Annotated in this window: 26 protein-coding genes; 12 read left to right on the top strand and 14 right to left on the bottom strand. The window is 57.7% G+C overall.

All coding sequences use genetic code 11. From position 1 onward, the window contains the following. Positions 1-12: 12 nt before the first annotated feature. The gene (locus Q0802_RS19080) at positions 13-1296 is read right to left on the bottom strand and encodes a peptidoglycan-binding domain-containing protein (protein ID WP_298921262.1); all 1284 of its coding nucleotides are present in this window, start codon (positions 1294-1296) and stop codon (positions 13-15) included. Between the two features lie 154 nt (positions 1297-1450). Here Q0802_RS19080 and Q0802_RS19075 point away from each other — a divergent pair, with 154 nt between their 5' ends. Then, positions 1451-2119 carry a DsbA family oxidoreductase gene (locus tag Q0802_RS19075; RefSeq protein WP_298921259.1) on the top strand — a complete coding sequence of 223 codons (669 nt, stop codon included), beginning with the start codon at positions 1451-1453 and terminating at the stop codon, positions 2117-2119. A 15-nt stretch (positions 2120-2134) separates the two neighbouring features. Then, a complete protein-coding gene (gene lipB / locus Q0802_RS19070) occupies positions 2135-2860 on the top strand; it encodes a lipoyl(octanoyl) transferase LipB (RefSeq protein ID WP_298921258.1) in 726 nt (241 codons plus the stop codon). Here the strand turns inward: lipB and Q0802_RS19065 are convergent. Further along, positions 2836-3270 carry a response regulator gene (locus tag Q0802_RS19065; protein WP_298921256.1) on the bottom strand — a complete coding sequence of 145 codons (435 nt, stop codon included), beginning with the start codon at positions 3268-3270 and terminating at the stop codon, positions 2836-2838. The genes lipB and Q0802_RS19065 overlap by 25 nt on opposite strands. Beyond that, positions 3267-4439 carry an ATP-binding protein gene (locus Q0802_RS19060; RefSeq protein ID WP_298921254.1) on the bottom strand — a complete coding sequence of 391 codons (1173 nt, stop codon included), beginning with the start codon at positions 4437-4439 and terminating at the stop codon, positions 3267-3269. Before Q0802_RS19060 ends, Q0802_RS19065 begins: the two co-directional genes overlap by 4 nt. Positions 4440-4802: 363 nt before the next feature. On the opposite strand from Q0802_RS19060, the gene ctaD reads away from it, so the two are divergent. Further along, entirely contained in the window at positions 4803-6473 is a 1671-nt protein-coding gene (gene ctaD / locus Q0802_RS19055) for a cytochrome c oxidase subunit I (protein ID WP_298921252.1), read from the top strand. 129 nt (positions 6474-6602) lie between these two features. Here ctaD and Q0802_RS19050 read toward each other — a convergent pair whose 3' ends face one another. After that, positions 6603-7451: a DMT family transporter gene (locus Q0802_RS19050; RefSeq protein ID WP_298921251.1), complete on the bottom strand. Its 849-nt coding sequence runs from the start codon at positions 7449-7451 to the stop codon at positions 6603-6605. 106 nt (positions 7452-7557) lie between these two features. On the opposite strand from Q0802_RS19050, the gene Q0802_RS19045 reads away from it, so the two are divergent. Together Q0802_RS19045 and Q0802_RS19040 are read left to right on the top strand one after the other, a co-directional pair. After that, on the top strand, positions 7558-8241 hold the full coding sequence (locus tag Q0802_RS19045; RefSeq protein WP_298921250.1) for a YafY family protein: 684 nt from the start codon (positions 7558-7560) through the stop codon (positions 8239-8241). Between the two features lie 113 nt (positions 8242-8354). Continuing rightward, the gene (locus Q0802_RS19040; protein WP_298921249.1) at positions 8355-8837 is read left to right on the top strand and encodes a DUF2244 domain-containing protein; all 483 of its coding nucleotides are present in this window, start codon (positions 8355-8357) and stop codon (positions 8835-8837) included. A 7-nt stretch (positions 8838-8844) separates the two neighbouring features. Here Q0802_RS19040 and Q0802_RS19035 read toward each other — a convergent pair whose 3' ends face one another. Next, positions 8845-9576: a phosphotransferase gene (locus Q0802_RS19035; protein WP_298921246.1), complete on the bottom strand. Its 732-nt coding sequence runs from the start codon at positions 9574-9576 to the stop codon at positions 8845-8847. Positions 9577-9612: 36 nt separating this feature from the next. Continuing rightward, the gene (locus tag Q0802_RS19030; protein ID WP_298921244.1) at positions 9613-10071 is read right to left on the bottom strand and encodes a GatB/YqeY domain-containing protein; all 459 of its coding nucleotides are present in this window, start codon (positions 10069-10071) and stop codon (positions 9613-9615) included. A 222-nt stretch (positions 10072-10293) separates the two neighbouring features. Here Q0802_RS19030 and carA point away from each other — a divergent pair, with 222 nt between their 5' ends. Both carA and Q0802_RS19020 read left to right on the top strand, forming a co-directional pair. After that, the gene (gene carA, locus Q0802_RS19025) at positions 10294-11454 is read left to right on the top strand and encodes a glutamine-hydrolyzing carbamoyl-phosphate synthase small subunit (RefSeq protein WP_298921242.1); all 1161 of its coding nucleotides are present in this window, start codon (positions 10294-10296) and stop codon (positions 11452-11454) included. A gap of 101 nt (positions 11455-11555) precedes the next feature. After that, the gene (locus Q0802_RS19020; RefSeq protein WP_298921240.1) at positions 11556-13451 is read left to right on the top strand and encodes a glycosyltransferase; all 1896 of its coding nucleotides are present in this window, start codon (positions 11556-11558) and stop codon (positions 13449-13451) included. A 54-nt stretch (positions 13452-13505) separates the two neighbouring features. Here the strand turns inward: Q0802_RS19020 and Q0802_RS19015 are convergent, their stop codons facing one another. Next, complete coding sequence (locus Q0802_RS19015; RefSeq protein WP_298921238.1) at positions 13506-14159, bottom strand: GntR family transcriptional regulator; 654 nt, start codon at positions 14157-14159, stop codon at positions 13506-13508. Between the two features lie 103 nt (positions 14160-14262). Between Q0802_RS19015 and Q0802_RS19010 the strand changes: the two genes are divergently transcribed. The 3 genes from Q0802_RS19010 to Q0802_RS19000 all read left to right on the top strand — a co-directional run bounded on the left by Q0802_RS19010 (position 14263) and on the right by Q0802_RS19000 (position 16491). Beyond that, positions 14263-14907 carry a pyrimidine 5'-nucleotidase gene (locus tag Q0802_RS19010; protein WP_298921236.1) on the top strand — a complete coding sequence of 215 codons (645 nt, stop codon included), beginning with the start codon at positions 14263-14265 and terminating at the stop codon, positions 14905-14907. A gap of 78 nt (positions 14908-14985) precedes the next feature. Then, positions 14986-15234 carry a hypothetical protein gene (locus Q0802_RS19005; protein WP_298921234.1) on the top strand — a complete coding sequence of 83 codons (249 nt, stop codon included), beginning with the start codon at positions 14986-14988 and terminating at the stop codon, positions 15232-15234. Positions 15235-15291: 57 nt separating this feature from the next. Continuing rightward, positions 15292-16491 carry a UbiH/UbiF family hydroxylase gene (locus Q0802_RS19000; RefSeq protein ID WP_298921232.1) on the top strand — a complete coding sequence of 400 codons (1200 nt, stop codon included), beginning with the start codon at positions 15292-15294 and terminating at the stop codon, positions 16489-16491. Between the two features lie 13 nt (positions 16492-16504). Here the strand turns inward: Q0802_RS19000 and Q0802_RS18995 are convergent, their stop codons facing one another. The 3 genes from Q0802_RS18995 to Q0802_RS18985 form a co-directional block, all read right to left on the bottom strand. Further along, entirely contained in the window at positions 16505-17632 is a 1128-nt protein-coding gene (locus Q0802_RS18995; protein WP_298921230.1) for an aminotransferase class V-fold PLP-dependent enzyme, read from the bottom strand. A 125-nt stretch (positions 17633-17757) separates the two neighbouring features. Beyond that, positions 17758-18216 carry an Lrp/AsnC family transcriptional regulator gene (locus Q0802_RS18990; RefSeq protein ID WP_298921228.1) on the bottom strand — a complete coding sequence of 153 codons (459 nt, stop codon included), beginning with the start codon at positions 18214-18216 and terminating at the stop codon, positions 17758-17760. Beyond that, entirely contained in the window at positions 18213-18668 is a 456-nt protein-coding gene (locus tag Q0802_RS18985; RefSeq protein WP_298921226.1) for an Lrp/AsnC family transcriptional regulator, read from the bottom strand. The genes Q0802_RS18990 and Q0802_RS18985 overlap by 4 nt, the downstream gene beginning before the upstream one ends. 135 nt (positions 18669-18803) lie before the next feature. On the opposite strand from Q0802_RS18985, the gene ilvC reads away from it, so the two are divergent. Both ilvC and Q0802_RS18975 read left to right on the top strand, forming a co-directional pair. Beyond that, positions 18804-19826 (top strand): ketol-acid reductoisomerase, encoded by a 1023-nt coding sequence (gene ilvC, locus Q0802_RS18980; RefSeq protein ID WP_298921224.1) that lies wholly within the window; start codon positions 18804-18806, stop codon positions 19824-19826. Positions 19827-19917: 91 nt separating this feature from the next. After that, positions 19918-20838, top strand: coding sequence for a DMT family transporter (locus tag Q0802_RS18975; protein ID WP_298921222.1), 921 nt, complete (start codon positions 19918-19920; stop codon positions 20836-20838). Between the two features lie 2 nt (positions 20839-20840). On the opposite strand, the gene glmM is transcribed toward Q0802_RS18975, so the two are convergent. The 4 genes from glmM to Q0802_RS18955 all read right to left on the bottom strand — a co-directional run bounded on the left by glmM (position 20841) and on the right by Q0802_RS18955 (position 24731). Then, on the bottom strand, positions 20841-22187 hold the full coding sequence (glmM, locus tag Q0802_RS18970) for a phosphoglucosamine mutase (protein ID WP_298921219.1): 1347 nt from the start codon (positions 22185-22187) through the stop codon (positions 20841-20843). Next, positions 22180-23193, bottom strand: coding sequence for a dihydropteroate synthase (gene folP, locus Q0802_RS18965; RefSeq protein WP_298921217.1), 1014 nt, complete (start codon positions 23191-23193; stop codon positions 22180-22182). Before folP ends, glmM begins: the two co-directional genes overlap by 8 nt. 3 nt (positions 23194-23196) lie before the next feature. Beyond that, positions 23197-24120, bottom strand: coding sequence for a dihydroneopterin aldolase (locus tag Q0802_RS18960; RefSeq protein ID WP_298921215.1), 924 nt, complete (start codon positions 24118-24120; stop codon positions 23197-23199). Between the two features lie 92 nt (positions 24121-24212). After that, positions 24213-24731 carry a cell wall hydrolase gene (locus Q0802_RS18955; protein WP_298921430.1) on the bottom strand — a complete coding sequence of 173 codons (519 nt, stop codon included), beginning with the start codon at positions 24729-24731 and terminating at the stop codon, positions 24213-24215. Positions 24732-24801: the final 70 nt, after the last annotated feature.

The raw sequence follows: 24801 nt of genomic DNA, 5'->3' as shown, positions 1-24801 counted from the left end.
GGTGCTTTGGGCCTATTCCGTAACGGAAAAGACTGGCATGACGCCCGCCTGCGCAGGTGGCTTGCCCGCCAATTGCAGCGAGGCTTTGCGCAAGATATCCGTCCGCTCAGGCTGACCCGGAACAAAAACAGCGTCGGCACCCGCATCCGTCGCTGCAAGTGCTGCTTCGTACCACGGTCCAGCTGCATTGACGTTTTTCTGTGTGCCAAAGCCAAGCGCCAGGTGATGGCCCATCAACTCGCCATAGACTGTCTCGCCCAGTGAATAGAGGATCAACGCCGATCCCAAAGCAACGGTCATATTGTCGGTGCGATAACCAACACCCATGCATATCTTGGCGGTACCCGCCAATTGCTGAGCCGACGTTCCTGACGTCAAGACAAAACCGGAAACCTCTTGGGAGACAACATCCCGCGGTTTAAGCGCCAGACCTTCCACGTAGGGCTGGACAACCGGACCAAACCCTTCGCATTGCGTCGCAATTTGCTGCGGGGTCAGCCCGCCAACTTTGCTTATCAGTTCCTCACTATTTGCGATTGCGTAGGTCCGCGCGAGGCAGAACTGTTCATTCAATGCTGCTGTCGGGTCAGTCATGGAAGCCGCAGTTGTATACCCATTGGTACTGGTCAGTAGCGATACGGTATTACAATGCGACGCCAGGGACGCTTCGGGGGCACCTCCCTCAAAGAAGTTCGGAAGCGCCGTGCCCTGAGGTTCCTGAACGGCGGCTGTCACCGTTGGGGCCGCAACAACAGCTTGGGGCTGAGGTGCCACGACCTGAGGCTGGGGTGCCGCCACGACAACGGGTGCCTGAGGCGCCTGTTGGCCCGCCAATTCCGCACGATAAGTTTTCAGCAGACCGCGCGGGCCTTCTGGATTAGCCGCAATAAGCTGCGTGGTCTGATAACCACCGGCCTGTGCGCGGTTATAAGAGGTGATCAACAAATCCTGCTCGAACGCGCTGAGTTGCCCGGTTGCCGGGTACCCCATATAGGCCTGATAGGAAGCGACGGCATTGCGTGACTGACGCCCCAGCTGACCATCCACACGTCCCGCGTTGAACCCGAAGTAGTTCAGCGAAGACTGAATTTGACGGCCCTCGTGGGTCGACGGAATACCCGACCTGTAAGTGCGCGTCTGCTTTCTCTTCTGGTTATTCTTGGTCACCGCATGACCCACGACACCGCCAATCAAAGCACCCGCGATGAAGTCACCTGCATCGGCGCCAACCCGCGCGGCAGGCATCATTGCCACGGATGCAGCCAATGCTGCGACGGTCAATCGTTTGGTAAACATGAAAAAATCTCCAATGAAATCAACATATGCGATGACGCTATCACAGGTTCCGATTCGACCGAAGCCCGAGTGCGCAAGCTATTGCCGGTTTTTCCCTTGTTTTTTAGCAGTGCAGGCCCGATTTTTGAAGCGGGAAATCGCACTGGAACCATCAATGTCGCAACCAACTGCTCAGAATGACACCATTCAGGTCGACATTGTGTCAGATGTCATGTGCCCGTGGTGCATTGTCGGATTCAGGCAGCTCGAAAACGCGCTTGCAGCAATGGAACAGACTGCACGAGTTCGCTGGTATCCCTTTGAACTGAACCCCGATATGCCCGCCGAGGGTCAAAAACTATCTGACCATATGGCGGAGAAATACGGTGCAACGCCGCAACAGAGCCTTGAAAACAGAAACAGACTAAAGGATCTTGGCGCCGAACTTGGCATCCAATTCAACTTCACCGACGAAAGCCGCATCTTGAATACGTTTCTAGCGCATCAGTTGCTGGATTGGGCCGAAACTCATGGAATGCAGCATCCTTTGAAGATGGCATTGTTTTACGCGTATTTCACCGACGGTCGGGATGTTTCGAATCTTGATACCCTCGCTCAGATTGCCCATTCAACCGGGTTGGATGCGGAAGCGGCAAAAGCAGTTCTGCAATCTGGCGAAAATGCAGAGGCCGTCCGTACCAAACAGCATTTCTGGACATCGCGTGGCATATCTGGTGTCCCCTCCATGATCTTTGGGGGAAAATACCTGTTGACGGGTGCGCAGGGAGAAAACGCCTACAAAGAGATATTGCGCAATATGCTCAAAGACGCGAAAGCGGCCTGAGGATGTCAGGAGCGTTTGAAAGGGAAAGCCTGCAAAGTGATTGAATGGATCGTCTCAGAAGGGTTGACCGACTACCGGCAGGCTGAGGACTGGATGGAAACACGCGCCAACGCCATAGCCGCGGGCCGAGCATCAGAATGCATCTGGCTGGTGGAACACCCCCCTCTCTACACTGCGGGGACGAGCGCTAAAGAAAGAGATCTGGTCGATCCGGAACGTTTCCCCGTCCACCGCACGCGTCGTGGTGGCCAGTACACCTATCACGGCCCGGGGCAGCGCGTGGTCTACGTTTTGTTGAACGTGGGGGAGCGGGGACGAGACGTGCGCCGGTTTGTGCAACAACTGGAAGCCTGGGTAATCGCCACGCTGGACCAGTTCAATGTCCGAGGGGAAATTCGTGAGGGCCGAGTCGGTGTTTGGGTGGAACGGCCCAATAAGACTGCAATGCCGGACGGGCGCGCCGCAGAGGACAAGATCGCCGCCATAGGAATTCGACTGCGGAAATGGATCAGCTTTCATGGGCTTTCCATCAACGTCGAGCCCGATCTGACGCATTTTGAGGGTATCGTTCCGTGTGGAATCAGTGACCATGGCGTAACAAGTCTGGTCGATTTAGGCCTGCCTGTGGGGTTTGCGGAAATCGACGTTGCCCTGCACCGGAGCTTCGCGGATGTATTTGGAGAAGCGCCAGTGCGCAGTGCTATTTCAGCAAAACTTCAGTTGGATGAAATAACATCCTGATATTCCTGCACGAAGTTCTGAAAGTCTTCAGAACTTGCGGGCTTGCAAATGAAACGGTGCACATTTGGATCATTGACCGCCCGCTCATGATCCGTGCGCAGCGCTGAGGTCGACAACATGATGATCACGGTCTTTGCAGACCGGATGTGATCCGGCAATTGTGCGTATTGCTCCAGGAATTCGAACCCGCCCATCCGTGGCATGTTGATATCCAGCAGGATAAGCTCGGGCAAGTCATCCCCCTTTGCAGCAACGTCATCCAGATACTCCAGCGCCGCGACACCATCTGTCGCCACGTCAATCTGCTCGACCAGGCCAGTACGTTTGATCATCCTGCCGTGCATCAGGTTGGTCACCTTGTCATCATCGACCAGGAGGACCCGTTTGAGTTTTTGCGTTTTTGTATTCATGCCGTTGCTGGTCTGTCTTTCAAGCAAATGGAAAAACAGCTTCCCTTTCCGAGCTCACTGGTGACGTTGATCTTGCCGCCAACGCGGTCGAGCGTTCGGCGGATCGCGTATAATGAAACGCCCGATCCTTCGGGTTCGGTATGGGCCCGTTTGAACAACCCGAAGACCTTCGGCTCATCCTTTGGCAAGTCCAACCCGCTGCCATTGTCGACAACCGATATTTCTACGTGCCCCGGTTTCTTCCGAGATTTGATATTGATGCGTGGCCGCCTGCCAGGTTGCTGATACTTGATCGCGTTGCCAATTACCGACTGTAGCAGATGTTCCATTTCGCGGCGCAAGAACCACGCCGAATGCGCCTGAAAATCCGTAGACACGATCGCGCGTGCCTTGCTGGTCTGAAAATGCAGATTTACAAGAGCCGTCTCGGTAGCAGCATCGATATCGACATCCGTGAATTGCTCCAATGCGCCGGAATGGGCCTGTGCCACGCAAATCAGGGCGTCCAGCTTATCGCTGGCCTGATGGCAGACATCTTTCATCCATGCCAGAGTTTCCACATGTTCTGGCGGCAAGAGGTTTTCAGCGTCGCTTAGCATATGGGTCAGACTGCTGAGGTTATTGATGGGTCCCTTAAGGTCATGCGTCGCCACATAGGTCAGGTCTTTGAGGTCCTGATTGACTTCGTTCAGTTCAGCAGATCGCTGCGCCATGCAGGTGCCCAGCTCGGAATTCAACATCTCCAGATCTGCTGTCCGCGCTTTGACCCGTGCTTCGAGTTGCTGGTTGATCTCCAGCAAGGCAAACTCCGCCTGCTTTTGAGCGGTGACATCCAGCGCGATGCCCACATGGCGCACCATTGATCCGTCACTTGCAGTTTCAAATACCGAATCCACACTGCGCAACCAGCGCTCACTTCCGTCGCTGGCCATCACCCGATACTCGAAACTCGCAACAGCGCCGGGGGCAAGCTTGGCCAGGTCGGACAGATGTGCGTAGAGCTTTCCCAGATCTTCGGGATGGACCAAAACGGTGAAGAGGTTGTCTCCCATTTGAATTACTTCTTCAGGCGAGTACCCCAGAATCTCTCCAATAGAGCGGTTGGAATACTCGTTCGACATCGTTTCATGATTAAAAATGTAGATGACGCCCGGCATCAGGTCAGACATCTTGTTCCAAAACTCAATGCAATTTGAATCCACCAAAGGCGTATTATTATCAACAAGTTGATGCGAAGCCGTATGCATTTCGTCTTGTCTCCTCGCTGACGCGGTACTGGTCAGAGCCTTCCACCAGTTCAGAGGATCGCGCAGGAAGTTTAATCAGCCGTAAACAGCCGGAGACTCCAACGGCAACCACGTCGCTGACCTCTGCGACAAACCCGCCGACCGAAGGGGGCAAAAAATAACTTGTGCTGCGTCAATTACGATCATTGCCCCTTACGCCAACTCCCTCTAAAACCAACGAGACTCTGGTGCGAGGTCCGGCAACGGCTTTGCACTCACACTCTAATCTATTCAGGAGGCAAGAGCATGGCAGACGCAGCCATCCACGGCCACGACCACCATGACGAACGCAGCTTCTTCCAACGCTGGTTCATGTCCACAAACCACAAAGACATCGGTATTCTCTACCTAATCGTGTCCGCCTTTGTTGGCTTCATCTCGGTGGCCTTCACCGTCTACATGCGGTTGGAACTGATGGACCCGGGTGTCCAGTACATGTGCATGGAAGGCGCGCGTTTCTTTGCCAGCGACGCGGCCTGTACCCCCAACGGTCATTTGTGGAACGTGCTGATCACCGGTCACGGCATCCTGATGATGTTCTTTGTTGTGATCCCTGCCCTTTTCGGCGGATTTGGCAATTATTTCATGCCCTTGCAAATCGGCGCGCCCGACATGGCGTTCCCCAGAATGAACAACCTCAGCTTCTGGCTCTATGTCGCGGGCACCACTCTCGCGGTCTGCTCTGTGCTCAGCCCCGGTGGTAATGATCAGGCAGGCTCCGGCGTCGGTTGGGTGCTCTACCCGCCGCTGTCCACGAACGAAGGCGGGTTCTCCATGGACCTCGCAATCTTCGCGGTTCACGTCTCCGGTGCCTCCTCGATCCTCGGTGCAATCAACATGATCACGACCTTCCTGAACATGCGTGCCCCGGGCATGACGCTCTTCAAGGTGCCGCTGTTCAGCTGGTCGATCTTTGTGACAAGCTGGCTGATTCTACTGTCCCTGCCTGTTCTGGCGGGCGCCATCACCATGCTGCTCATGGATCGCAACTTCGGCTTCACTTTCTTCGACCCTGCCGGCGGTGGTGATCCGGTGCTCTACCAGCACATTCTGTGGTTCTTCGGACACCCGGAGGTTTATATCATCATCCTACCCGGCTTTGGCATCATCTCCCATGTGATTGCGACCTTCGCGCGCAAACCGATCTTTGGCTACCTGCCGATGGTCTGGGCGATCATCGCCATCGGCGCGCTGGGTTTTGTCGTCTGGGCGCACCACATGTACACCGTCGGCATGTCCCTCAACCAGCAGGCCTACTTCATGCTGGCCACCATGGTCATCGCGGTGCCCACGGGCGTGAAGGTTTTCTCCTGGATCGCCACCATGTGGGGCGGATCGGTGGAATTCAAAACGCCGATGCTCTGGGCGCAGGGGTTCCTGTTTCTCTTCACCGTAGGTGGTGTGACGGGCATCGTGCTCAGCCAAGCCGCTGTGGACCGTTACTACCACGACACCTATTACGTTGTGGCGCACTTCCACTATGTGATGTCGCTGGGCGCTGTTTTCGCCATCTTCGCAGGTATCTATTTCTACCTGCCCAAGATGTCAGGCCGGATGTACCCCGAATGGGCCGGCAAACTGCACTTCTGGACCATGTTCATCGGCGCAAACCTGACCTTCTTCCCGCAGCACTTCCTGGGCCGTCAGGGTATGCCACGTCGCTACATCGACTACCCCGAAGCCTTCGCCTACTGGAATGCCTGGTCATCTTGGGGCGCGTTCCTCAGCTTTGCATCGTTCCTCTTCTTTTTCGGTGTGATCGCCTGGACGCTACGCTCCGGCAAGAAGGTGACCGAGAACAATCCCTGGAACGAATATGCGGACACGCTGGAATGGACACTGCCCAGCCCGCCACCAGAACACACGTTCGAAATCCTGCCAAAGCAGGAAGAGTGGGACAACAAGCACGCCCACTAAAGATCGCCAGAAATGTAGAAAAGGCCTCGGAGATTTCCGGGGCCTTTTTGTTTGAGTAGCGTGAGTGAATATCGTCTGGTTGTGGCGAGTGATCCCAACTCAAACGTTCCTGTCGGACTGTTTTCGGCTTCAGCTATTGCGGGTTTGTGACCACAGGACGGCCAGGAACACGATGGCGCCGCCGATGACGACACGCAGCGTCGGGATCTCAACCAGAATGAACCACGCGAGGACCGGCGCCAGAGGCACCTCCAGGGCGGATAGTAGAGCCGTTTCCGCAGATGGCAGGCGGCGTGCGCCTTCAGAGAGGGTGACCGAGGCCACGGCAAAGACCAGACCAAAAAGGATCAGATGGGGCAGTTCCGCCGCTGGTATTTCAAACGGCTGACCAAAGACGATTGCTGCTGGCAGCAGGATCACGGAAGATAAGGCCGCAGGCAATGCAGCGGTTGTCTCCGGGTGAACGCGATACACCACCATGGTTCCGGCCATCATCAACGTCATGAAAAGCGCCAACCCATCGCCAAGCAACCGCGCGTTGCCCAATGAGCCCGAGACAATCACCAGGACGCCGAAGAAGGCGCACAGACTGGCCGTGACGACCTGTCGTGTGGGGGCTTCCCGAATGACCAACCACGAAAGTCCGGCGGCAAAAAAGGGGGCCGCCGCATAGATCAGCGCCACGTTTGCCACGCTGCTGAGCTTGAAGGCGGGTATGAAGGCCGCAGTGCCTGCCGCCATCAGGACCGTCACCAGCAGCGCCGGCCTTCCAAATGCGCCGAACTCACTGCCCAACTTTCCCCGTGCCCCGATGTAGAAAAGCGTGAAGACAGCCGCCGCAATGCCACGCCAAAATATGATGTCCCAGGCTTGCGTCTCGACGGCATTGGTGAAAACTCCCGCAGAACTGAAGACAAATGCCGATGCAACCACGAGAAACACCCCGGTTGTTCGTGTGGTAGCTGTCAGTCTGATCATCGGAGCGCTCCTCGGCAGTTCTTCAGGAGCGCATTACTTGATCACTGCTGCCATCTATGTGTCAGTACTGATGTGATAGACGTCGAAAAAATGCAGAGGTCATCTCTTGGGTAAGACATCCAGATTTTTTGAAGTCATTCAATTGCTGCGCCAGGCATCGCGCCCGCTGCGCGCCCAGGAACTGGCGGATCAGCTGGAGGTGTCCAAACGCACCATCTACCGCGATATCGCTACACTGCAATCCATGCAGACCCCGATCGTCGGAGAGCCCGGTATTGGGTACGTGATGCGCAAGGGCTACGATTTGCCGCCGATAAATTTCGACGTTGATGAGGCAGACGCGGTGGCTGTTGGCCTCAGTCTGGTGGCCAGAACAGGGGATCTCGGGCTTTGGCGGGCAGCAAGGCGTGCCTCGCGGAAACTGGTTGAGGCCTCACCCGGAACGTCGCGGCTTGTCACCTCTTCATGGGGCGTGGGCGAAACGCCTGCTGTCGATATGGCCGCGCTCCGCGCCGCTATTCGCTCGGAGAACAAGATCGCGCTGCACTATAAGGACGTGCATGATCACTTGAGCGAACGCATCGTCTGGCCCCTGATCCTGATCTATTATGTTGATACGGCCATGCTTGTCGCCTGGTGCGAATTGCGCAGAGACCTTCGCCATTTCAGGCTGGATCGCGTGGTGACCTGCAAGTTTCTCGATGCTGATTTCATTGGCCAAAGCGAGGCACTTGTGGCGACTTGGGAAGCGACGCAAAAACACGACACTGTGTCCACCCAAGATCTTTGAAAGGGAATGGCGGCACCCGGGATCACCATGTTGTGGTTTCCCCCGGCGGGATGCCGCATTGCCCCGATCATGACGGCTGGATACCATTGCGCAGAACAACGAAGCACGGACGCATGCCCTATCAATGGACCTCTGAACCCGGCGATTGCCCACAGCGGCTTGAGCTTTGGCCGCATAATTCGCTTCCCCTGCGCGGAATGGCGGCGTTTGTTCTGACGACCTTCACTCTGATTCTCATTCCCGCCCTGCCGCTTTTGGGCTCCCCAATTCTCTGGGGCCTGCTGCCGTTTTTGCTGGCGGCCGTCTGGGCGGTTTACCATGCATTGCAACGCAACCGCCGTGCCCGTCAGATTACCGAGGTTCTGACGCTCGACAAGGAAGATGCACGTCTGGTGCGCAAAGAACCGTCCGGAGACACCAAAGAGTGGGATTGCAACCGCTATTGGACGACCATTACAAAATACGAATCCGATGGCCCCGTCCCGCAATATGTCACGCTGAAGGGCAAGGGGCGCGAGGTGGAAATCGGTGCCTTTCTCAGCGAGGAAGAACGCATTTCACTTTATGACGAGCTTCAGATCGCCTGGCGGAGATGATGCGTTTTCAAGGAAAGCAACGTGCCGCCAGACGCCGGGCACGTTCGGGTTCAAGGTGCCAGGAGCAGGCGATTTCCCAAGCGCAGGTTGCCTGTTTAACATCCTGCGCAACCGCACCTGTCGCGACCTGCACTGAATCGAATATTCGATTGTCGACACGCGTTTCATCCCAATCCAGCAGCGCGGGCTGACCAGTTGGCAAATGCATCAAGTTGCTCGGGGAGAGGTCTGCGTGGATCACGCCGACAGAGTCATTTTCGAGTGCAGCCCAGGCGGACCTGCATCTGCGCACAAGCGCGTCTGGCATCAGGGAAAGATCGACATCGCCGCCCTTGCCGCGCTTGAGCAATTCCTGGGAAGACGCAAAGCCGGGCCGTTGCGCTATATTGGCCGCCTCACTGTGAAACCGTGCGAGCATCGCCGCTATCTCAGGCATGTCTGATCGTGAAAATGGGATTCCCTCGACAAATGGTTCACAGGTCCAGCCATCTTCCATCACCTGTCCACGCTCACTGACCAGCAATTCAGGAACGAAAAAACCAGCTTTGAGGGCCGCAGCCTGCGGGGCCGCCAACCACGATAACGCCTCAAGAGAGCGTCGCGTTGACTTGAAAACCACCGCTGGCGACCATCCCGGCTCAGTTCGCAACACCGTGTTTCTGTGGCCGCCCGCAAGGGCAATCACCGGCGCATGAATGCCCCAAAGACTGGTATCGGGAAAAGGGGCGCCCGTGCTCATCGCGATGCCCCCATGTTTCGGCAAAACTGCCCGCCGTCAGCTCAACCGGTCTTTGACCTTGGGTCCGACACTGCCAAAATCCATCTGGCCCGTGTATTTGGATTTGAGCAAGGCCATCACTTTACCCATGTCCCGGATACTTTCCGCGCCCAATTCTGCGACAGCATCGGAAACGGCTTTCTCGGCTTCGTCGCTCGAAAGCTGTCGCGGCAGGAATTCCTCGATCACCTTGATCTCCGCGGTCTCGCGTTCGGCAAGATCGAGCCGCCCGCCCTCTTCGTAGGCCCGCGCACTTTCCACCCGTTGCTTCGACATTTTGCCAAGAATGGCAAGAACCTCACCATCCCCGACACCGTCCTCCTGACCCTCAGCACGGGCCGCAATGTCCTTGTCCTTGATCGCGGCGTTGATCAAACGCAGTGTCGACAGCCGATCCGCTGCCTTATCCTTCATTGCCTGCTTGAGTGCGGCGGAGACCCTGGCGCGCAATTCCATTGCTATGCATCCTTATTTGAGACAACCAACCCGGAAGAAACCGGATCGGCAGATGTTCAGGCCTTGGACCTTATCCAATGCCACGCGGCTCCGCAACACGGCTCCGGTAACATCTGAACACGGGCCCAGGATATTACGCCTGAATCGGCCTTGACCCTTGGCCACACCGGGTCTAGGTATCGCCAGATTTCACTGCCGCCAGCTTGCCCGAAAGGATCGCCCATGCAGCCTCCTGCGTCCGACCGCCCAACCGCTTGTCTGGCGCTCGCTGATGGCACGATCTTCTATGGCATCGGTTTCGGGGCAACGGGTCAGACAGTGGCTGAACTGTGTTTCAATACCGCCATGACCGGTTATCAGGAAATCATGACCGACCCATCTTACGCGGGTCAGATCGTGACCTTCACATTTCCGCATGTTGGCAATGTGGGTGTGAACCCTGAGGATGATGAAACAGCCGATCCGGTCGCCGAAGGCATGATCGTCAAATGGATGCCGACCGATCCCTCGAACTGGCGTTCGGTCCAACATCTCGATGCCTGGCTTCGCGCCCGCGATCGCATCGCCCTTGGCGGTGTCGATACGCGGCGGCTGACCCGTGCGATCCGGCAATCCGGGGCCCCGCATGTGGCGCTCTCCCACAATCCTGAAGGTGTTTTTGACGTGGAAGCGCTTGTGGCATCCGCGCGGAAGTTCAGTGGCCTGGAAGGCCTCGATCTGGCCAAGGAAGTTACCTGTGCGCAGTCCTATCGCTGGAACGAAATGCGGTGGGCATGGCCTGATGGTTACGCGCCGCAGACTGCACCGAAACATAAGGTTGTCGCAATTGACTATGGCGCAAAGCGCAACATCCTGCGGTGCCTTGCCAGCGCCGGTTGCGACGTGACAGTTCTGCCTGCCACGGCGACCTACGACGATGTCATGGCCCATGATCCTGATGGGGTCTTTTTGTCAAATGGCCCAGGAGACCCGGCCGCGACTGGTGCTTATGCGGTGCCGATGATCCAGCAGGTTCTGAATGAGACGGAATTGCCGGTATTTGGTATTTGCCTTGGTCACCAGATGTTGGCGCTTGCCTTAGGAGCGCAAACAATCAAGATGAACCATGGTCATCACGGGGCCAATCACCCGGTGAAAGATCAAGACACCGGCAAGGTGGAAATCACCTCGATGAATCATGGTTTTGCCGTCGACGCCCAGACCCTGCCCGCAGGTGTGGTCGAGACCCATACATCGCTTTTTGACGGCTCAAACTGCGGAATTCGCATGGAGGGACGACCTGTCTGGTCCGTGCAGCACCATCCGGAGGCCAGCCCCGGCCCACAGGACAGTTATTACCTGTTTGAACGCTTTGCCAGGGCGATGGCAGAACGGGCCGCCTGAATCGCGCAAGGCGCCTTCGGGTTGAAAAGTGTTAATTTAACAAAACATTAACCCTGTTCTGACAGCTTGCCCTGCGTTGAGATCATGCAAGGCATTTCAAAATGAACACCCTGCGGCTGGTTGTGTCCGACCCGGTACCGGAACCGGATCTGTCAGCGCCTGCAATCAAATATGAACCGATTGGTCGCATGCTGGTGGAACGCGGCAAGATCGCGGATTCCGATCTCGACCACGCGCTCAAAATCCAGGGCCATATTGATGCGCCGCTGGGTGAAATCATGGTGTCCGAAGGACTGCTTGCCAAGCGCGATGTGCTTGGTGCACTGGCGGCGCAATGCCATGCGCGCGGGGCCGATCTGGACCTTGAACCGCCCGAGCCCAAGATGGCCGCCTGCCTGCCCGCCGAAGTCTGCCTGCGCCACGGAGTTGTGCCTTGGAAACGGGACGGGTTGCGAATTCTCGTCGCCACCAGCAGCCCCGCAGACTTCGCAGCACTCTGTCAAACCATGAAACGGCGCGGGTTGTCACTGTTCCCCGTGATCGTCGACGAACTGCAAATCCAGTCGCACCTGAGCCGCCTTTATGGTGCCGAGCTGGCCCGCAAGGCCGAGGTCCGCGTTCCCGATGTCGAAAGCTGCCGCACCTGGGGGACACGCACGCAGCATCGCACCTTTTGGGCAAGCGCAATCTGTGGCTTGTTGATCCTGTCTCTCCTCTTCGCCCCGGCTTGGACCATTACGCTCGGAGTGCTTTGGGCCGTGCTCACGCTCGCCATGACGACTGTTATGAAAGGCGCGGCCTTTGTCGCGCAGCTAACGCAAGAGCCCTCGCGACCCAGGGTCAACTATGATCTGAGCGCCGCCAAGTTCCGCCTGCCGCGCGTCTCGATCCTTGTGCCATTGCTCAAGGAAAAGGAAATTGCAGAGCAGTTGATTACGCGGCTGAGCAAGCTGACCTACCCCAAATCCCTGTTGAACGTGGTCCTGGTGCTGGAAGAAAATGACGCTGTGACGCGCCGGACCATTACAGATACCGACCTGCCCGACTGGATGAGCGTCATCGAGGTGCCCAGCGCAGGCGAGTTGACCACAAAACCACGCGCACTGAATTACGCGCTCGATTTCTGCCGCGGCAGCATTGTCGGCGTCTGGGACGCAGAGGATTGGCCCGAGGCCGACCAGATCGAGCGGGTTGTAAGTCGCTTCAATGAGGCGCCCGAAAATGTCGTTTGCCTGCAAGGCGTTCTGGACTACTACAACTCGCGCACGAATTGGCTATCACGCTGCTTTACCATCGAATATGCCACCTGGTGGCGTATGATCTTGCCGGGGATTGCCAAGCTTGGACTAATCCTTCCCTTGGGCGGTACAACGCTGTTCTTTCGGCGCGACGCGCTTGAAAAACTTGGCGGATGGGATGCGCATAACGTGACAGAAGACGCTGATCTCGGCGTCAGATTGGCCCGGCACGGGTATGTCACGGAATTGTTGCCCACGGTCACCCATGAAGAAGCGACAAGCCGCGCCTGGCCCTGGGTGCGTCAGCGTTCCCGCTGGTTGAAGGGTTTTCTGATCACCTATTTTGTCCACATGCGCGACCCGGCCCAATTGCTTCGAGATGTCGGATTGAAGCGTTTTCTGGGCCTGCAAACCATTTTTCTGGCCACTTTCTCACAATTCGCCGCCGCGCCGCTCCTGTGGTCGTTCTGGCTGACAATTGCCGGCTTTACACATCCGGTTGAAGTCACATTGGGGGCGCAGGTTGTCTGGGTTCTGGCCGGGTTTTTCATCTTTTCCGAAATTCTCAGCCTGACCATGGGCATGGTCGCGGTATCCGGTCGCGCCCACAGGCACCTTCTGGCCTATGTGCCCACGATGATGTTTTATTTCACGCTTGGTGCACTGGCCAGCTACAAAGCTCTTTGGGAAATCGTGAAATCGCCATTCTTTTGGGACAAGACCCAGCATGGCGTCTCACGCCAGACCGACCCTCGATAAACTTTTCCGCCGCGCAGAACCGATTGCGGTTCGGTCCGGCGACAGCGCTGTGCGTCAGGCCTCATCCTGCCTTCGTGCCGCATCCTGTTTGAGCCGGGTCATGAAGGCGACCGAGATATGATCCCGCAGAGCCTCGGCAGCGGCATCAGCGTCTTTCGCTTCGATCGCGCGAATGATCGCGTCATGTTCGGTCTGCGCGATCTCTCCGCGCCCTTGCGCTGCCAGAGATGTGGTCGCCATCAACGCCATCGTCCGATGCACCAGATCAAGTTGTTGCACCAGATATCGGTTATGCGACGCGAGATGAATCTGGGTGTGGAACCGCCGGTTCGCACGCGCCAAAGCTACCGGATTGTCGACAAGTGCATTGTCGGCCTCAACCATTTCCCGCAGAATACGAACTTCCTCTTCGGTTGCGTGTTGAGCGGCCAATCGCGCGGCCAATCCTTCGAGCTCGCGACGCACCACATAAAGCTCCGCCATCTGGTTATGATCGAGCGATGCGACAATCAGGCTGCGCCCGTCACGGGCCAACAAAGACTGCGTCTCCAACCGTTGCAATGCTTCGCGGATCGGGGTGCGTGAAACGCCAAACCGCTCTGCCAGCTCGCTTTCGACGAGGCGATCGCCAGGCCGATAAACGCCCTGATCGATGGCTTCCAGGATCAACGAATAGGCATCGGTCTGCTGTGTCTTCTGCAAGCCCATTGGGATCACTCTCCTGAGAACATTCGTCACTCTAACGAGGCTACGACCACCGGCGCAACCCCGGGGGCTTGTATGGCAACGCGTTGGCTCTTAGGAACAAACCATGCCAAAGCACGCCTTTTCAAACGTGAGCACATGGGTCTTTGACCTCGATCATACGCTCTATCCGCCTTCCGCACGTCTCTTCGATCTGATCGAAGTGCGCATGACCGCCTACGTCATGGATGCGCTTGGTGTCGCGCGCCCGGAAGCCGACAGATTGCGCAAACACTATTGGGCCGAGCACGGCACGACACTGGCCGGGTTGATGCGTGAGCACGATGTGGACCCCGGCCCCTACCTGACGGATGTGCACGACATTCCCATGGATAGCCTTGAGGCCGATCCGGAACTCGCTGCAAAAATCAGCGCTCTGCCGGGACGGCGCATTGTCTATACCAATGGTTGCGCCCCTTATGCAGAACGGGTTCTGGCCGCACGTGGCCTCGATGGTGCATTTGATGCCATCTACGGCGTCGAGCACGCAGACTATCTGCCAAAACCCGATCACGCAGCCTTTGAAACGGTCTTCCGCAAGGATGGTCTGAACGCCCGCACGGCGGCGATGTTCGAAGATGACGCTCGAAATCTCAAGGTGCCACACCAGATGGGGATGCGCACCGTGCATGTCGCAGAAACCCGGGGCCAGGGGGCCTATATCCACTTTCATACCGATGACCTGAACGGATTTCTTGGTCAACTGCTCTGACCCTGCGACAATCAGGCCAATGGGCCGTTCGCTTTCATCCCTTATCTAAAAGGGATCAGAGGAAAAAGGGGAGACCCCATGGCCGCCGCATCAGCAATACCCACCTTGCCTTTCTGGCAACGGTTCATTTTCCGCATACCTGTCATTGGTTGGGTGGCCCGAGACGTGATGTTTGGGGACAAGAACAATTTCTGGTTTGCGTTGATCGGATTTCTCAGCCTCTGGATGTGCTCGGCACTGACCTTCGGATTGCCGGGGCTCTATCTGCCGGCGCTGGCGCTGGTGCCTGTCATATTTGTGCTTCTTCTCCTGATTACAAAAGGCTAGTGATCTAAAGGATTTGCGCGGCTGTATTTGCACGGCCCTGCGCCAACAGGAGGCCCAATGCCCACAGCGCATTGTGATATCTTAATTTCGGGTGGCGGCATTGCCGGATTGACAGCCGCGGCGGCCTTCGGCAGCGCAGGTTTCGAAGTGATCTGCGTCGACCCAAGCCCGCCAATCACCAACCGGGATGCTGACGGGGCCGACATGCGGACGACGGCGATGCTGCAACCCGCGCGCCGTGTCCTGCAAGCCGCGGGCCTTTGGGAGCGTCTCGAACCGCACGCCTCGCCCCTTCAGGTGATGCGTATCGTGGATGCAGGAGGCGAAAAACCTGAACCACGCCTGACCAAAGATTTCAATGCCGCTGATGTCTCTGAGTTGCCGTTCGGGTGGAATTTCCCGAACTGGCTCTTGCGACGCGAGATGGTCGATCGTCTCGGGGAGCTGCAAAACGTGACCTTCCTTCCCGGCATCCGAACCACAAGCCTGTTCACCCGCGAAGGCGAGGCCCGCGTCGGCCTGAGCGATGGGCGCAAGATACGTACCAGATTGGTCATCGCGGCGGACGGGCGGGGCTCGCCGATGCGACACGCCGCCGGCATCGAGGTGCAAACCAAACGTTATGGACAAAAAGCACTGGCTTTCGCTGTGACCCACCCCGTGCCGCACGAGAGTGTCTCCACCGAGATCCATCGCACAGGCGGTCCCTTTACGCTGGTGCCGCTGCCCGATCGCGAAGGGGTGCCCTGCTCCGCTGTCGTCTGGATGGACGATGGCCCCCTGTCCCAGACACGGTATGATATGGACGTGACCGCCTTTGAAGCGGCCATGACGGAACGCAGTGCAAATCTGTTTGGTCCGCTGAGACTTGCCTCAAACCGGTCAATCTGGCCAATCATCAGTCAAAAGGCCCAGCGTCTGACATCAGAACGACTGGCCCTTGTTGCAGAGGCCGCTCACGTGGTGCCCCCGATCGGCGCTCAGGGGCTGAACATGAGCCTTGCCGATACGTCGACGCTTCTGGCACTGGCGCAAGAGCGCCCCGACGGGCTGGGCGATCCCCCCATGCTCGATGCCTATCACAAGGCACGCTACGGTGATATTTCCTTGCGGGTTCAGGGAATTGACGCGCTCAACCGAGCCAGTCAGACCAAAAACCCGATGCTGCGCGATATGAGGGCGGCGGGGCTGAACGCGCTTTATGCGCTGCCCGCCGTCCGCAAGACACTGATGCAGATGGGGTTGGGTGTGAGGTAACGCGCGGGGCGCGCTACAGGACCTGATCAATCACCCGTTGCAACCGCCCCAGGGTGCCATCCACGTCATAAAGCTTGTCGAGACCGAAAAGCCCCAGCCGGAAGGTCCGGAAATCCGCAGGTTCATCGCATTGCAACGGGACACCTGCGGCGATCTGCATCCCTTCGGCGGCAAATTTCTTGCCGTTCTGGATATCCGGGTCCGCCGTGTAGCTGACCACAACACCGGGTGCACCGAAACCGTCTGCCGCAACCGACATCACCCCTTTTGACGCCAGCATCGCCCGGACGGAATCACCTAGTTTCCATTGCGCTTCCTTGAGGCGCTCGAACCCGTAGTCGCGCGTTTCTATCATCGTGTCACGAAACGCCCGCAACGCATCCGTGGGCATGGTCGCATGATAGGCGTGCCCCCCGTTTTCATAGGCTTTCATGATGCTGTACCACTTGCCCAGATCAATGGCGAAACTGTCCGATTGGGTTTCGGCAAGGCGTGCCTCGGCTCGTTCAGACATCATCACCAGACCCGCCGAGGGAGATGCCGACCAGCCTTTTTGCGGCGCGGAAATCAGCACATCGACCCCCAATGCGCGCATATCGACCCAAACACACCCCGACGCGATGCAATCCAACACCATCAGCGCCCCCACATCATGCGCGGCCTTTGCCATTGCGGCGATATACGAATCCGGCAAAATGACGCCCGCGCTTGTCTCTACATGCGGGGCGAAGACCACATCCGGTTTCTGCTCGGCGATGGTGGCGACCACCTCGTCAATGGGTGCCGGTGCGAAGGGCGACGGGGATGCATTTGCTGCCTGCCGCGCCTTGAGCACCGTGGTGTTGCCAGTCAGCCCGCCTGTTTCGAAAATCTGGCTCCACCGATAGGAAAACCACCCGTTACGGACAACCAGAACCTCCGCACCGCGCGCAAACTGTCGTGCAACAGCTTCCATTCCGTAGGTACCACCGCCTGGAATGATCGCAACGGCATCAGCGGCATATACATCCTTCAACATGGCAGAGAGATCATTCATCACCTGCTGGAAGGCGGCGCTCATCGAATTCAGAGATCGGTCGGTAAAAACGACCGAGAATTCTTCCAAACCTGTTGGGTCAACGGTGTCGAGCAGTGCTGGCATGATCATTTCTCCCTGAGCTTTCGCCAGACGTAGCCTGTCATGGCCGCCTTGGCAAAGCCTACTTGGGTATACAAAACGCGCAAAATTCGGCTCAATGAGCCTATCGGAAACCCACGACGCCGACCTTACCCAATGGGACCGGGGCGCCGCTCCTCACTCAACAGGACATTGGCCTCCACTTCACCGACGCCCGGCAATGTCATGATCCGCCGACGCAATACGCGCTCAAAATCCGGCAGATCCCGCGCGACCACGCGCAATCGGTAGTCATAAAGCCCCAATACGTGCTCGACCCGTTGGACCTCCGGGATCGCACTGACGGCGCGTTCGAAATCCTCAAGGCTGACGCGCCCCTTGGTGGCGAGTTTCACGCCCAGAAAAACCGTCACGCCGAAACCCAAGGCTTCTGCGTTCAATCGCAGCTTGCGCCCCTTGAGAATGCCTGCGCTCTCCAGCTTTCGGATGCGCCGCCAGGTCGCAGGTTGTGACAAACCAAGGCCGCGCCCCAAGGCGCCCGCACTTTGGGCGGCATCCCGCGCCAGCGCACGTAACAAGGCCCGGTCCAGATCATCCAGATCGATCATATGGGCAGCGTCTCCTCTGCCTTGATCTGGGCGATTTGCATCAGGGCTTCGATGTCCGCGATATGCGGCAGCGTCAGCACCCGGCGTCTGTAGATCTCCTGATAATGCACCATGTCGCGGGCGATGATGCTGAGCCTTACGTCGACCCTGCCAAGGAATGTCTGGATTTCGGTCACCTCCGGCACGTCGCGGGCGGCTTCGATAAAGTCGTCAAAGGCGCGGGCCTGCGTCTTGTCCAGCGTCATCCGCAGCGAAACTTCGACCGAATAGCCAAGTGCGGCCCAATCAATCACCGCTCCTATCCCCTCGATAATCCCGGCTTCCTGCATGCGCGTGATACGGCGTGCAGCCTTTCCGGTCGTCAGGGCGCAACGTTCTGCCAAATCCGCGGGACTCAAACTGGGATCGGACTGCCAGTGTCGCAGCAGCTGTCGATCTATACTATCAAGCATGATTTTCTCGCTATTTTCACATCTGACGAATGAAATTATCGAAAATATGCCAGGTTTGTAGCAGTAGGACAATGGAAATCGGCTTCGAATTGGTTAATGTGGCGCCAGAATTCAATCAACCAAAGGACCGCCAAGATGCGTGTTTATTATGATCGCGATTGCGATGTAAACCTGATCAAAGACATGAAAGTGGCCATTCTGGGCTACGGCAGCCAAGGCCACGCCCATGCGCTGAACCTGCGCGATTCCGGCGCGAAAAACCTTGTCGTTGCGCTGCGCGAAGGGTCGCCTTCCGCGGCAAAGGCCGAAGGCGAAGGCCTGACGGTCATGGGCATCGCCGAAGCGGCTGCCTGGGCTGATCTGATCATGTTCACCATGCCCGATGAACTTCAGGCCGAAACCTATAAGAAATACGTGCATGACAACATTCGTGAGGGTGCTGCCATCGCATTCGCTCATGGTCTGAACGTGCATTTCGGTCTCATTGAGCCTAAAGAAGGTATCGACGTAGTGATGATGGCCCCCAAGGGTCCGGGCCACACCGTGCGCGGCGAATACACAAAAGGCGGCGGCGTGCCCTGCCTTGTGGCTGTGGACAAGGACAGCTCCGGCAAGGCGCTGGAAATCGGCCTGTCTTACTGCTCTGCGATTGGCGGGGGGCGCTCCGGCATCATCGAGACCAATTTCCGCGAAGAATGCGAAACCGACCTCTTCGGGGAACAGGCAGTTCTCTGCGGCGGGCTGGTCGAACTGATCCGCATGGGCTTCGAGACATTGGTCGAAGCGGGCTACGCGCCGGAAATGGCCTATTTCGAATGCTTGCACGAAGTCAAACTGATCGTCGATCTGATCTATGAAGGCGGCATCGCCAACATGAACTACTCGATTTCCAATACGGCTGAGTATGGCGAATATGTCTCCGGTCCGCGCGTCCTGCCCTACGACGAGACAAAGGCGCGGATGAAAGCGATCCTGACAGACATCCAGACCGGCAAGTTCGTGCGTGACTTCATGCAGGAAAACGCCGTGGGTCAGCCCTTCTTCAAAGGCACACGGCGCATCAACGATGAACATCAGATCGAGGCCACAGGCGAAACCCTGCGCGGCATGATGCCCTGGATTTCCGCGGGTAAGATGGTCGACAAAGCCAAAAACTGATCCTTCGACGCGGATCGAACCATCTGAAGATCCAAACGAACTAGGTTGAACGGGGCGGGCGATATCCGCCCCGTTTCATTTGAAAGCGCGTATGACCGAAACCTCTGATATCACAGTCAAAAGCTGGCTTATGGTTGGTATCTTGGGGTTCACCTGGGGTGGTACATTTCTGGTCACCGAGATCGCGCTTGAAGGGCTGACACCATTCTGGCTGGCAGCGGGGCGTATCGGCTTTGCCGCCCTTCTGATGACGGCGATCTGGGCAGCACGCGGGTTCCGGCTCTTTGACGCGCCAACGCATCGCGGCACCTGGAATGCAATCCTATGGATTGGGGCGCTTAGCTCCGCTGTGCCTTTCATGCTATTGGCCTGGGGGCAGCAATTCGTGACATCCGGATTTGCTGGCGTCTCCATGGCCGCAGTCGCCTTGATTGTCCTTCCGATGGCCCATTTTCTGGTGCCGGGCGAGCAATTGACCCTGCGCAAGGGCCTTGGCTTCATCATCGGTTTCATTGGCGTCTGCGTTCTGATCGGTGCACAGGCTTTCGAAACGACAGGAACCACGATGGAACCCGCCGGAAGATTGGCCTGCATCGCTGCGGCTTGCTGCTACGCGGTATCCTCGGTTCTGATGCGCAAACTGCCCGCGGTCGATACGATCGGGCTGTCAACCGTTCTGCTGCTGATCGGAGCGGTCCTTGTGGTACCGCTGGCCCTGTTGGTGGAAGGATTTCCTCCCCTGCCGGGGACCAAGACCATCATCGTGGTCATCCTCCTCGGTCTCATTCCAACTGCCGCCGCAAACCTGCTGCGGGTGTTGGTGGTACGCACCGCCGGTCCGGTTTTCATGTCCCTGACCAATTACCAGGTCCCGATCTGGTCGGTCGTTCTGGGTTCCGTTTTACTCAGCGAACCCCTGCCGCCCTCTCTGCTGTGGGCGATGATCCTGATCCTCAGCGGCGTGGGGCTTAGTCAGTATGGCGCGTTGCGCCGCCTGTTTGGCGGCAGCTAGGGTCACCCGCCAACGGCATCGGCGACCGCCTCGACAACGCTGTCCACCGCACGCTCCATCAGGTGGGCATCCTCGTGCTCAGCCATCACCCTGACCAACGGTTCTGTACCGGATTTCCGGATCAACAAACGCCCGCGACCCGCGAGATCTGTTTCGGCCTGCTCAATAGCGCGTTTGACGCCCCCATCCTCAAGAGGCGTCTGTCCCGCTGCAAAACGTACGTTCTTCAGGAGTTGAGGAACCGGTTCAAAGTTGTGCAGCAGGGCGCTCGCTGGCGACTGAGACCGCACCATTTCAGCAAGAAACTGCAGACCGGCCATCAAGCCGTCACCCGTGGTGGCATAGTCCGACATGACAATATGCCCCGATTGCTCGCCGCCAAGATTGAACCCTCCTGAGCGCATGCGCTCAACGACATATCGGTCGCCGACTGACGTGCGTTCAAGCCGCAACCCCTTGTCGGCCAGAAAATGCTCAAGCCCAAGATTGGACATGACAGTGGCAACAAGTGCATTGTTGGCAAGACGTCCCTCCGCCGCCCACCGCGCCGCCATCAGCGCCATGAACTGATCGCCGTCACCGACGGTGCCGTTCTCGTCCAGCAAGATCACCCGGTCGGCATCACCGTCCAGACATATCCCGACATCCGCCCCATGCGCGACAACGGTTTCGGCCGCCAATTGCGGATTTGTGGACCCGCAGCCTTCGTTGATGTTGTGCCCTGTCGGGCTGACGCCGACCGGAATGACGGTAGCCCCAAGCTCCCAAAGCGCTTCTGGTGCAACACGATAGGCGGCACCATTGGCGCAATCCACCACCACCTTCAGACCGTCCAGCCGCATCTGGCGCGGAAACGATGACTTGACCCGCTCGATATAACGGAAACGGCCATCATCAATGCGCTTGGCACGTCCGATTTTCTGGGCCTCGACCGGGGCAACCCCTTCAGCGATCAGAGCCTCGATATCCGCTTCCATCTGATCCGACAGCTTGAAGCCATCCGGTCCAAAGAACTTGATACCGTTGTCGACGGCCGGGTTGTGACTGGCGGAGATCATCACACCAAGGTCGGCACGCATCGAGCGTGTCAAAAGGCCAACAGCAGGTGTGGGAACCGGCCCCAGAAGAAGCACATTCATCCCGGTGGACGTCAGGCCCGCCGTGAGAGCATTTTCGAACATGTAACCGGACAGGCGCGTATCCTTGCCAATCACGACACGGCGCACCCCGGTGCCATCCTGACTGAAATATCGGCCTACCGCAGCGCCAATCCGCAGGGCCATTTCAGCTGTCATCGGGTGTGTGTTGGCGGTGCCGCGCACGCCGTCTGTACCAAAGAGTTTATCCATCCGCGCAACCTGCCACGGCAGCCTGCCAAAGCGCAATGGCCTGAGCGGTCTCGGGGACGTCATGAACGCGCACAATTTGTGTCCCATGTTTCAATGCCGCGAGCGCCACGGCTATGGACCCGGGCATACGCTTTTCAGCAATCTCCTGATGACCGATGGTGCCAATGAATTTTTTGCGGGAGGCCCCTAACAGAATGGGCACCCCCAGCCCGTGAAAAAGAGAGAGCCGTGCCAATAGCGCCAGATTATGCGACTGGGTCTTGCCAAATCCGACGCCCGGGTCAGCGATGATTTGCGATCTGGGGACGCCAACGTCGACCAGCATGGCGATTTGATCCGCCAGTAAATCATACACATCCAGCAATACATCCTCATACTGCGGAGCGCTCTGCATTGTCTTGGGATCACCCTGCGCATGCATCACGCACACGGGTGCCGCGCGCCGCGCGCAAAGAGGGGCAAGATCGCTGTCAAATGTGAAACCCGAAACGTCGTTCACCAGACTGGCACCCGCGCTCAGCGCTGCATCTGCCACCGCCGCCTTGCGCGTATCTATCGAGATCGGCTGACCGAGACCTGCGGTCCGCAACGCCTCGATAACCGGGACCGTGCGCAGGATTTCTTCTTCTGCCGGAACGAAAGTCGCGCCGGGGCGCGTTGATTCTCCGCCAATGTCGAGGATATCCGCGTCCGACATCCGCAGCGCGCCCTGCAGAGCTTTTTCCGCCGAATTGTGTTTGCCGCCATCGGAAAAACTGTCCGGCGTTGTGTTCAGAATTCCCATGATACGGGGGCGATCCATCGCCATCCCGGCAATGGGCGGGCGCGTTTCAACTAAGGGGGCCAACGCCTCTTCGCTCACTTCGGATGCCGCGACAATCGAGGGGTCCGTGCTGCGCGACAGAACTTCCACCTGCGTGAACCAGCCGCGCCCTCCCGCAAGCATCTGCGCATCAGCAGGTCGTGCAACATCCCATTGCACGATGGGGCGTATATATTCAGGCATTTGTCAGAGCTTTGCGCTATCGGCGGAGATGGTCCTCAGGGGCACGGAAGCGGCTTTTGGCAAATCCGCCCCGATCACCAGCATTTCACCCGCATCAAAAGTCGCGGCAAACCATGCCGCCAGAGCGATCGCGTCGCTGGGTTGCGCGGAAGGACCATCCACAGCGTCGAGGACGATCTTGGACGGAGCCCAAACGCAGGTCTGCCCGTTTTTCATCGCCCAATCCAGTTCGGTTCTGGTATCAACAACCACGCAGCGGTCATCTTTTGACGCAAGTACCCAGGCATTCTGTTCAATCGCCAGAAGGTCAATGCGCCGTTGGGCCATGCGGTGAGAGGTTTGCGGCGCCGGCGTGTCGGAGGCCCCGACACAAAAGATCACAGGGCGGTCGCGGGATTCAAGTTGATCAATCCAGCCTTTGAGATGCGGTGAAGAAATCGCATCATTGCTCAGGTAAACCAATTCGGGTTGTAGCACAGGTTCTTCGCTAGGGCGTTGCGGCGTGGCCTGTCCCCTGCCGCGTACGATCTCTACGCCCAAAGCGCCCGGCCCCCGATCCAGTTTTTCGATGCGCACGAAGGCGCGCATGGCTTGCGGTTCCAGCAATATGCGTTCCGCAACGCGTTCCGCCAAAGTCTCCAGCAGATTCAGCCGCTCGTCCGCCAGCTCAAAAGCGATGGCTTCGGTCACCTTGTCGTAGCTCAGGATACGGTCCACATCATCGTCAATGGGACCCGTCAGGGGCTGCACTTCAACGACGACGTTGAAACATATCCTCTGGGTAACCCCCCGTTCAGCCTGGAAGGCCCCGATCTCGATTTCGACAATATGATCGCGTAGCGAAATCCGATCACGCGGCTCAGACCCGGCAGTTGCCTCTGATCTTTCGGAGGGATGCGCAAAGGCAAGTCTGATTTCGGAACTCATGAGCGTACCTTCCGTTAAGCTGAGCAGTCCCCATTTTAGAGGGTGACCGCCCTTTAACAGTCTTCAGAACGCCGCGCCAAGGGCCGAAAGCGTCAGTTGCTGGCAGTACGCCATGTGTGGCGGTAAAAGATGTGATCACCGATTGCAGCGGTTTTGGTGTAAACGCGGCTCCACCGGGGTTTCACGGCAGTCGTATGATAATGCGTGGCCCCTTCGGTCAGGTCCGGCGCTTCACCGTTCAACGCAAAAAGTGCGACCTTTGACACGCGATCATAGGCGCGCGGTTCGGCAATAACCTCTTTGTGGCCATCACAGGTATAGGTGAACTGGCACTGATACTTCTTGCCTGTTCCCTGATTGATAACGCCACAGGCCGAGCCCGGAAAACGTTCAGACTTCACCCGATTCAGGATAACCTCAGCCACAGCGAATTGGCCTTTGACTGTTTCACCCCGGGCTTCGAAATAAAGCGCTTCGGCAAGGCAGCGCAACTCATCTCCACCCTTTGCTTTGGGTTGAGCGTCCAGCCAGGCCCGCGAGAATTCAATCTCTTTGTCCTCTTTGCCTGCAAGAGCGGTCTCCTGCATGCGGCGCACGGTGATGGCTTCCAGATCTCTGGATGCATTCTTTTCAGTACGGTCACCCTGACGGGCAAGGCCCGGCTCGGCCACAAAAAAGCCC

This window comes from uncultured Roseobacter sp. (genome assembly GCF_947495275.1).
Lineage (GTDB): Bacteria > Pseudomonadota > Alphaproteobacteria > Rhodobacterales > Rhodobacteraceae > Roseobacter.
This window is presented reverse-complemented; position numbering and strand designations above follow the sequence as displayed.

Coding starts and splice junctions, on each gene's coding strand:
- Q0802_RS19080 (WP_298921262.1), bottom strand. CDS start 1,296: ATGTTTACCAAACGATTGACCGTCGCAGCATTGGCTGCATCCGTGGCA.
- Q0802_RS19075 (WP_298921259.1), top strand. CDS start 1,451: ATGTCGCAACCAACTGCTCAGAATGACACCATTCAGGTCGACATTGTG.
- Q0802_RS19065 (WP_298921256.1), bottom strand. CDS start 3,270: ATGAATACAAAAACGCAAAAACTCAAACGGGTCCTCCTGGTCGATGAT.
- Q0802_RS19060 (WP_298921254.1), bottom strand. CDS start 4,439: ATGTCTGACCTGATGCCGGGCGTCATCTACATTTTTAATCATGAAACG.
- ctaD (WP_298921252.1), top strand. CDS start 4,803: ATGGCAGACGCAGCCATCCACGGCCACGACCACCATGACGAACGCAGC.
- Q0802_RS19050 (WP_298921251.1), bottom strand. CDS start 7,451: ATGATCAGACTGACAGCTACCACACGAACAACCGGGGTGTTTCTCGTG.
- Q0802_RS19040 (WP_298921249.1), top strand. CDS start 8,355: ATGCCCTATCAATGGACCTCTGAACCCGGCGATTGCCCACAGCGGCTT.
- Q0802_RS19035 (WP_298921246.1), bottom strand. CDS start 9,576: ATGAGCACGGGCGCCCCTTTTCCCGATACCAGTCTTTGGGGCATTCAT.
- Q0802_RS19030 (WP_298921244.1), bottom strand. CDS start 10,071: ATGGAATTGCGCGCCAGGGTCTCCGCCGCACTCAAGCAGGCAATGAAG.
- carA (WP_298921242.1), top strand. CDS start 10,294: ATGCAGCCTCCTGCGTCCGACCGCCCAACCGCTTGTCTGGCGCTCGCT.
- Q0802_RS19020 (WP_298921240.1), top strand. CDS start 11,556: ATGAACACCCTGCGGCTGGTTGTGTCCGACCCGGTACCGGAACCGGAT.
- Q0802_RS19015 (WP_298921238.1), bottom strand. CDS start 14,159: ATGGGCTTGCAGAAGACACAGCAGACCGATGCCTATTCGTTGATCCTG.
- Q0802_RS19010 (WP_298921236.1), top strand. CDS start 14,263: ATGCCAAAGCACGCCTTTTCAAACGTGAGCACATGGGTCTTTGACCTC.
- Q0802_RS19005 (WP_298921234.1), top strand. CDS start 14,986: ATGGCCGCCGCATCAGCAATACCCACCTTGCCTTTCTGGCAACGGTTC.
- Q0802_RS19000 (WP_298921232.1), top strand. CDS start 15,292: ATGCCCACAGCGCATTGTGATATCTTAATTTCGGGTGGCGGCATTGCC.
- Q0802_RS18995 (WP_298921230.1), bottom strand. CDS start 17,632: ATGCCAGCACTGCTCGACACCGTTGACCCAACAGGTTTGGAAGAATTC.
- Q0802_RS18990 (WP_298921228.1), bottom strand. CDS start 18,216: ATGATCGATCTGGATGATCTGGACCGGGCCTTGTTACGTGCGCTGGCG.
- Q0802_RS18985 (WP_298921226.1), bottom strand. CDS start 18,668: ATGCTTGATAGTATAGATCGACAGCTGCTGCGACACTGGCAGTCCGAT.
- ilvC (WP_298921224.1), top strand. CDS start 18,804: ATGCGTGTTTATTATGATCGCGATTGCGATGTAAACCTGATCAAAGAC.
- Q0802_RS18975 (WP_298921222.1), top strand. CDS start 19,918: ATGACCGAAACCTCTGATATCACAGTCAAAAGCTGGCTTATGGTTGGT.
- glmM (WP_298921219.1), bottom strand. CDS start 22,187: ATGGATAAACTCTTTGGTACAGACGGCGTGCGCGGCACCGCCAACACA.
- folP (WP_298921217.1), bottom strand. CDS start 23,193: ATGCCTGAATATATACGCCCCATCGTGCAATGGGATGTTGCACGACCT.
- Q0802_RS18960 (WP_298921215.1), bottom strand. CDS start 24,120: ATGAGTTCCGAAATCAGACTTGCCTTTGCGCATCCCTCCGAAAGATCA.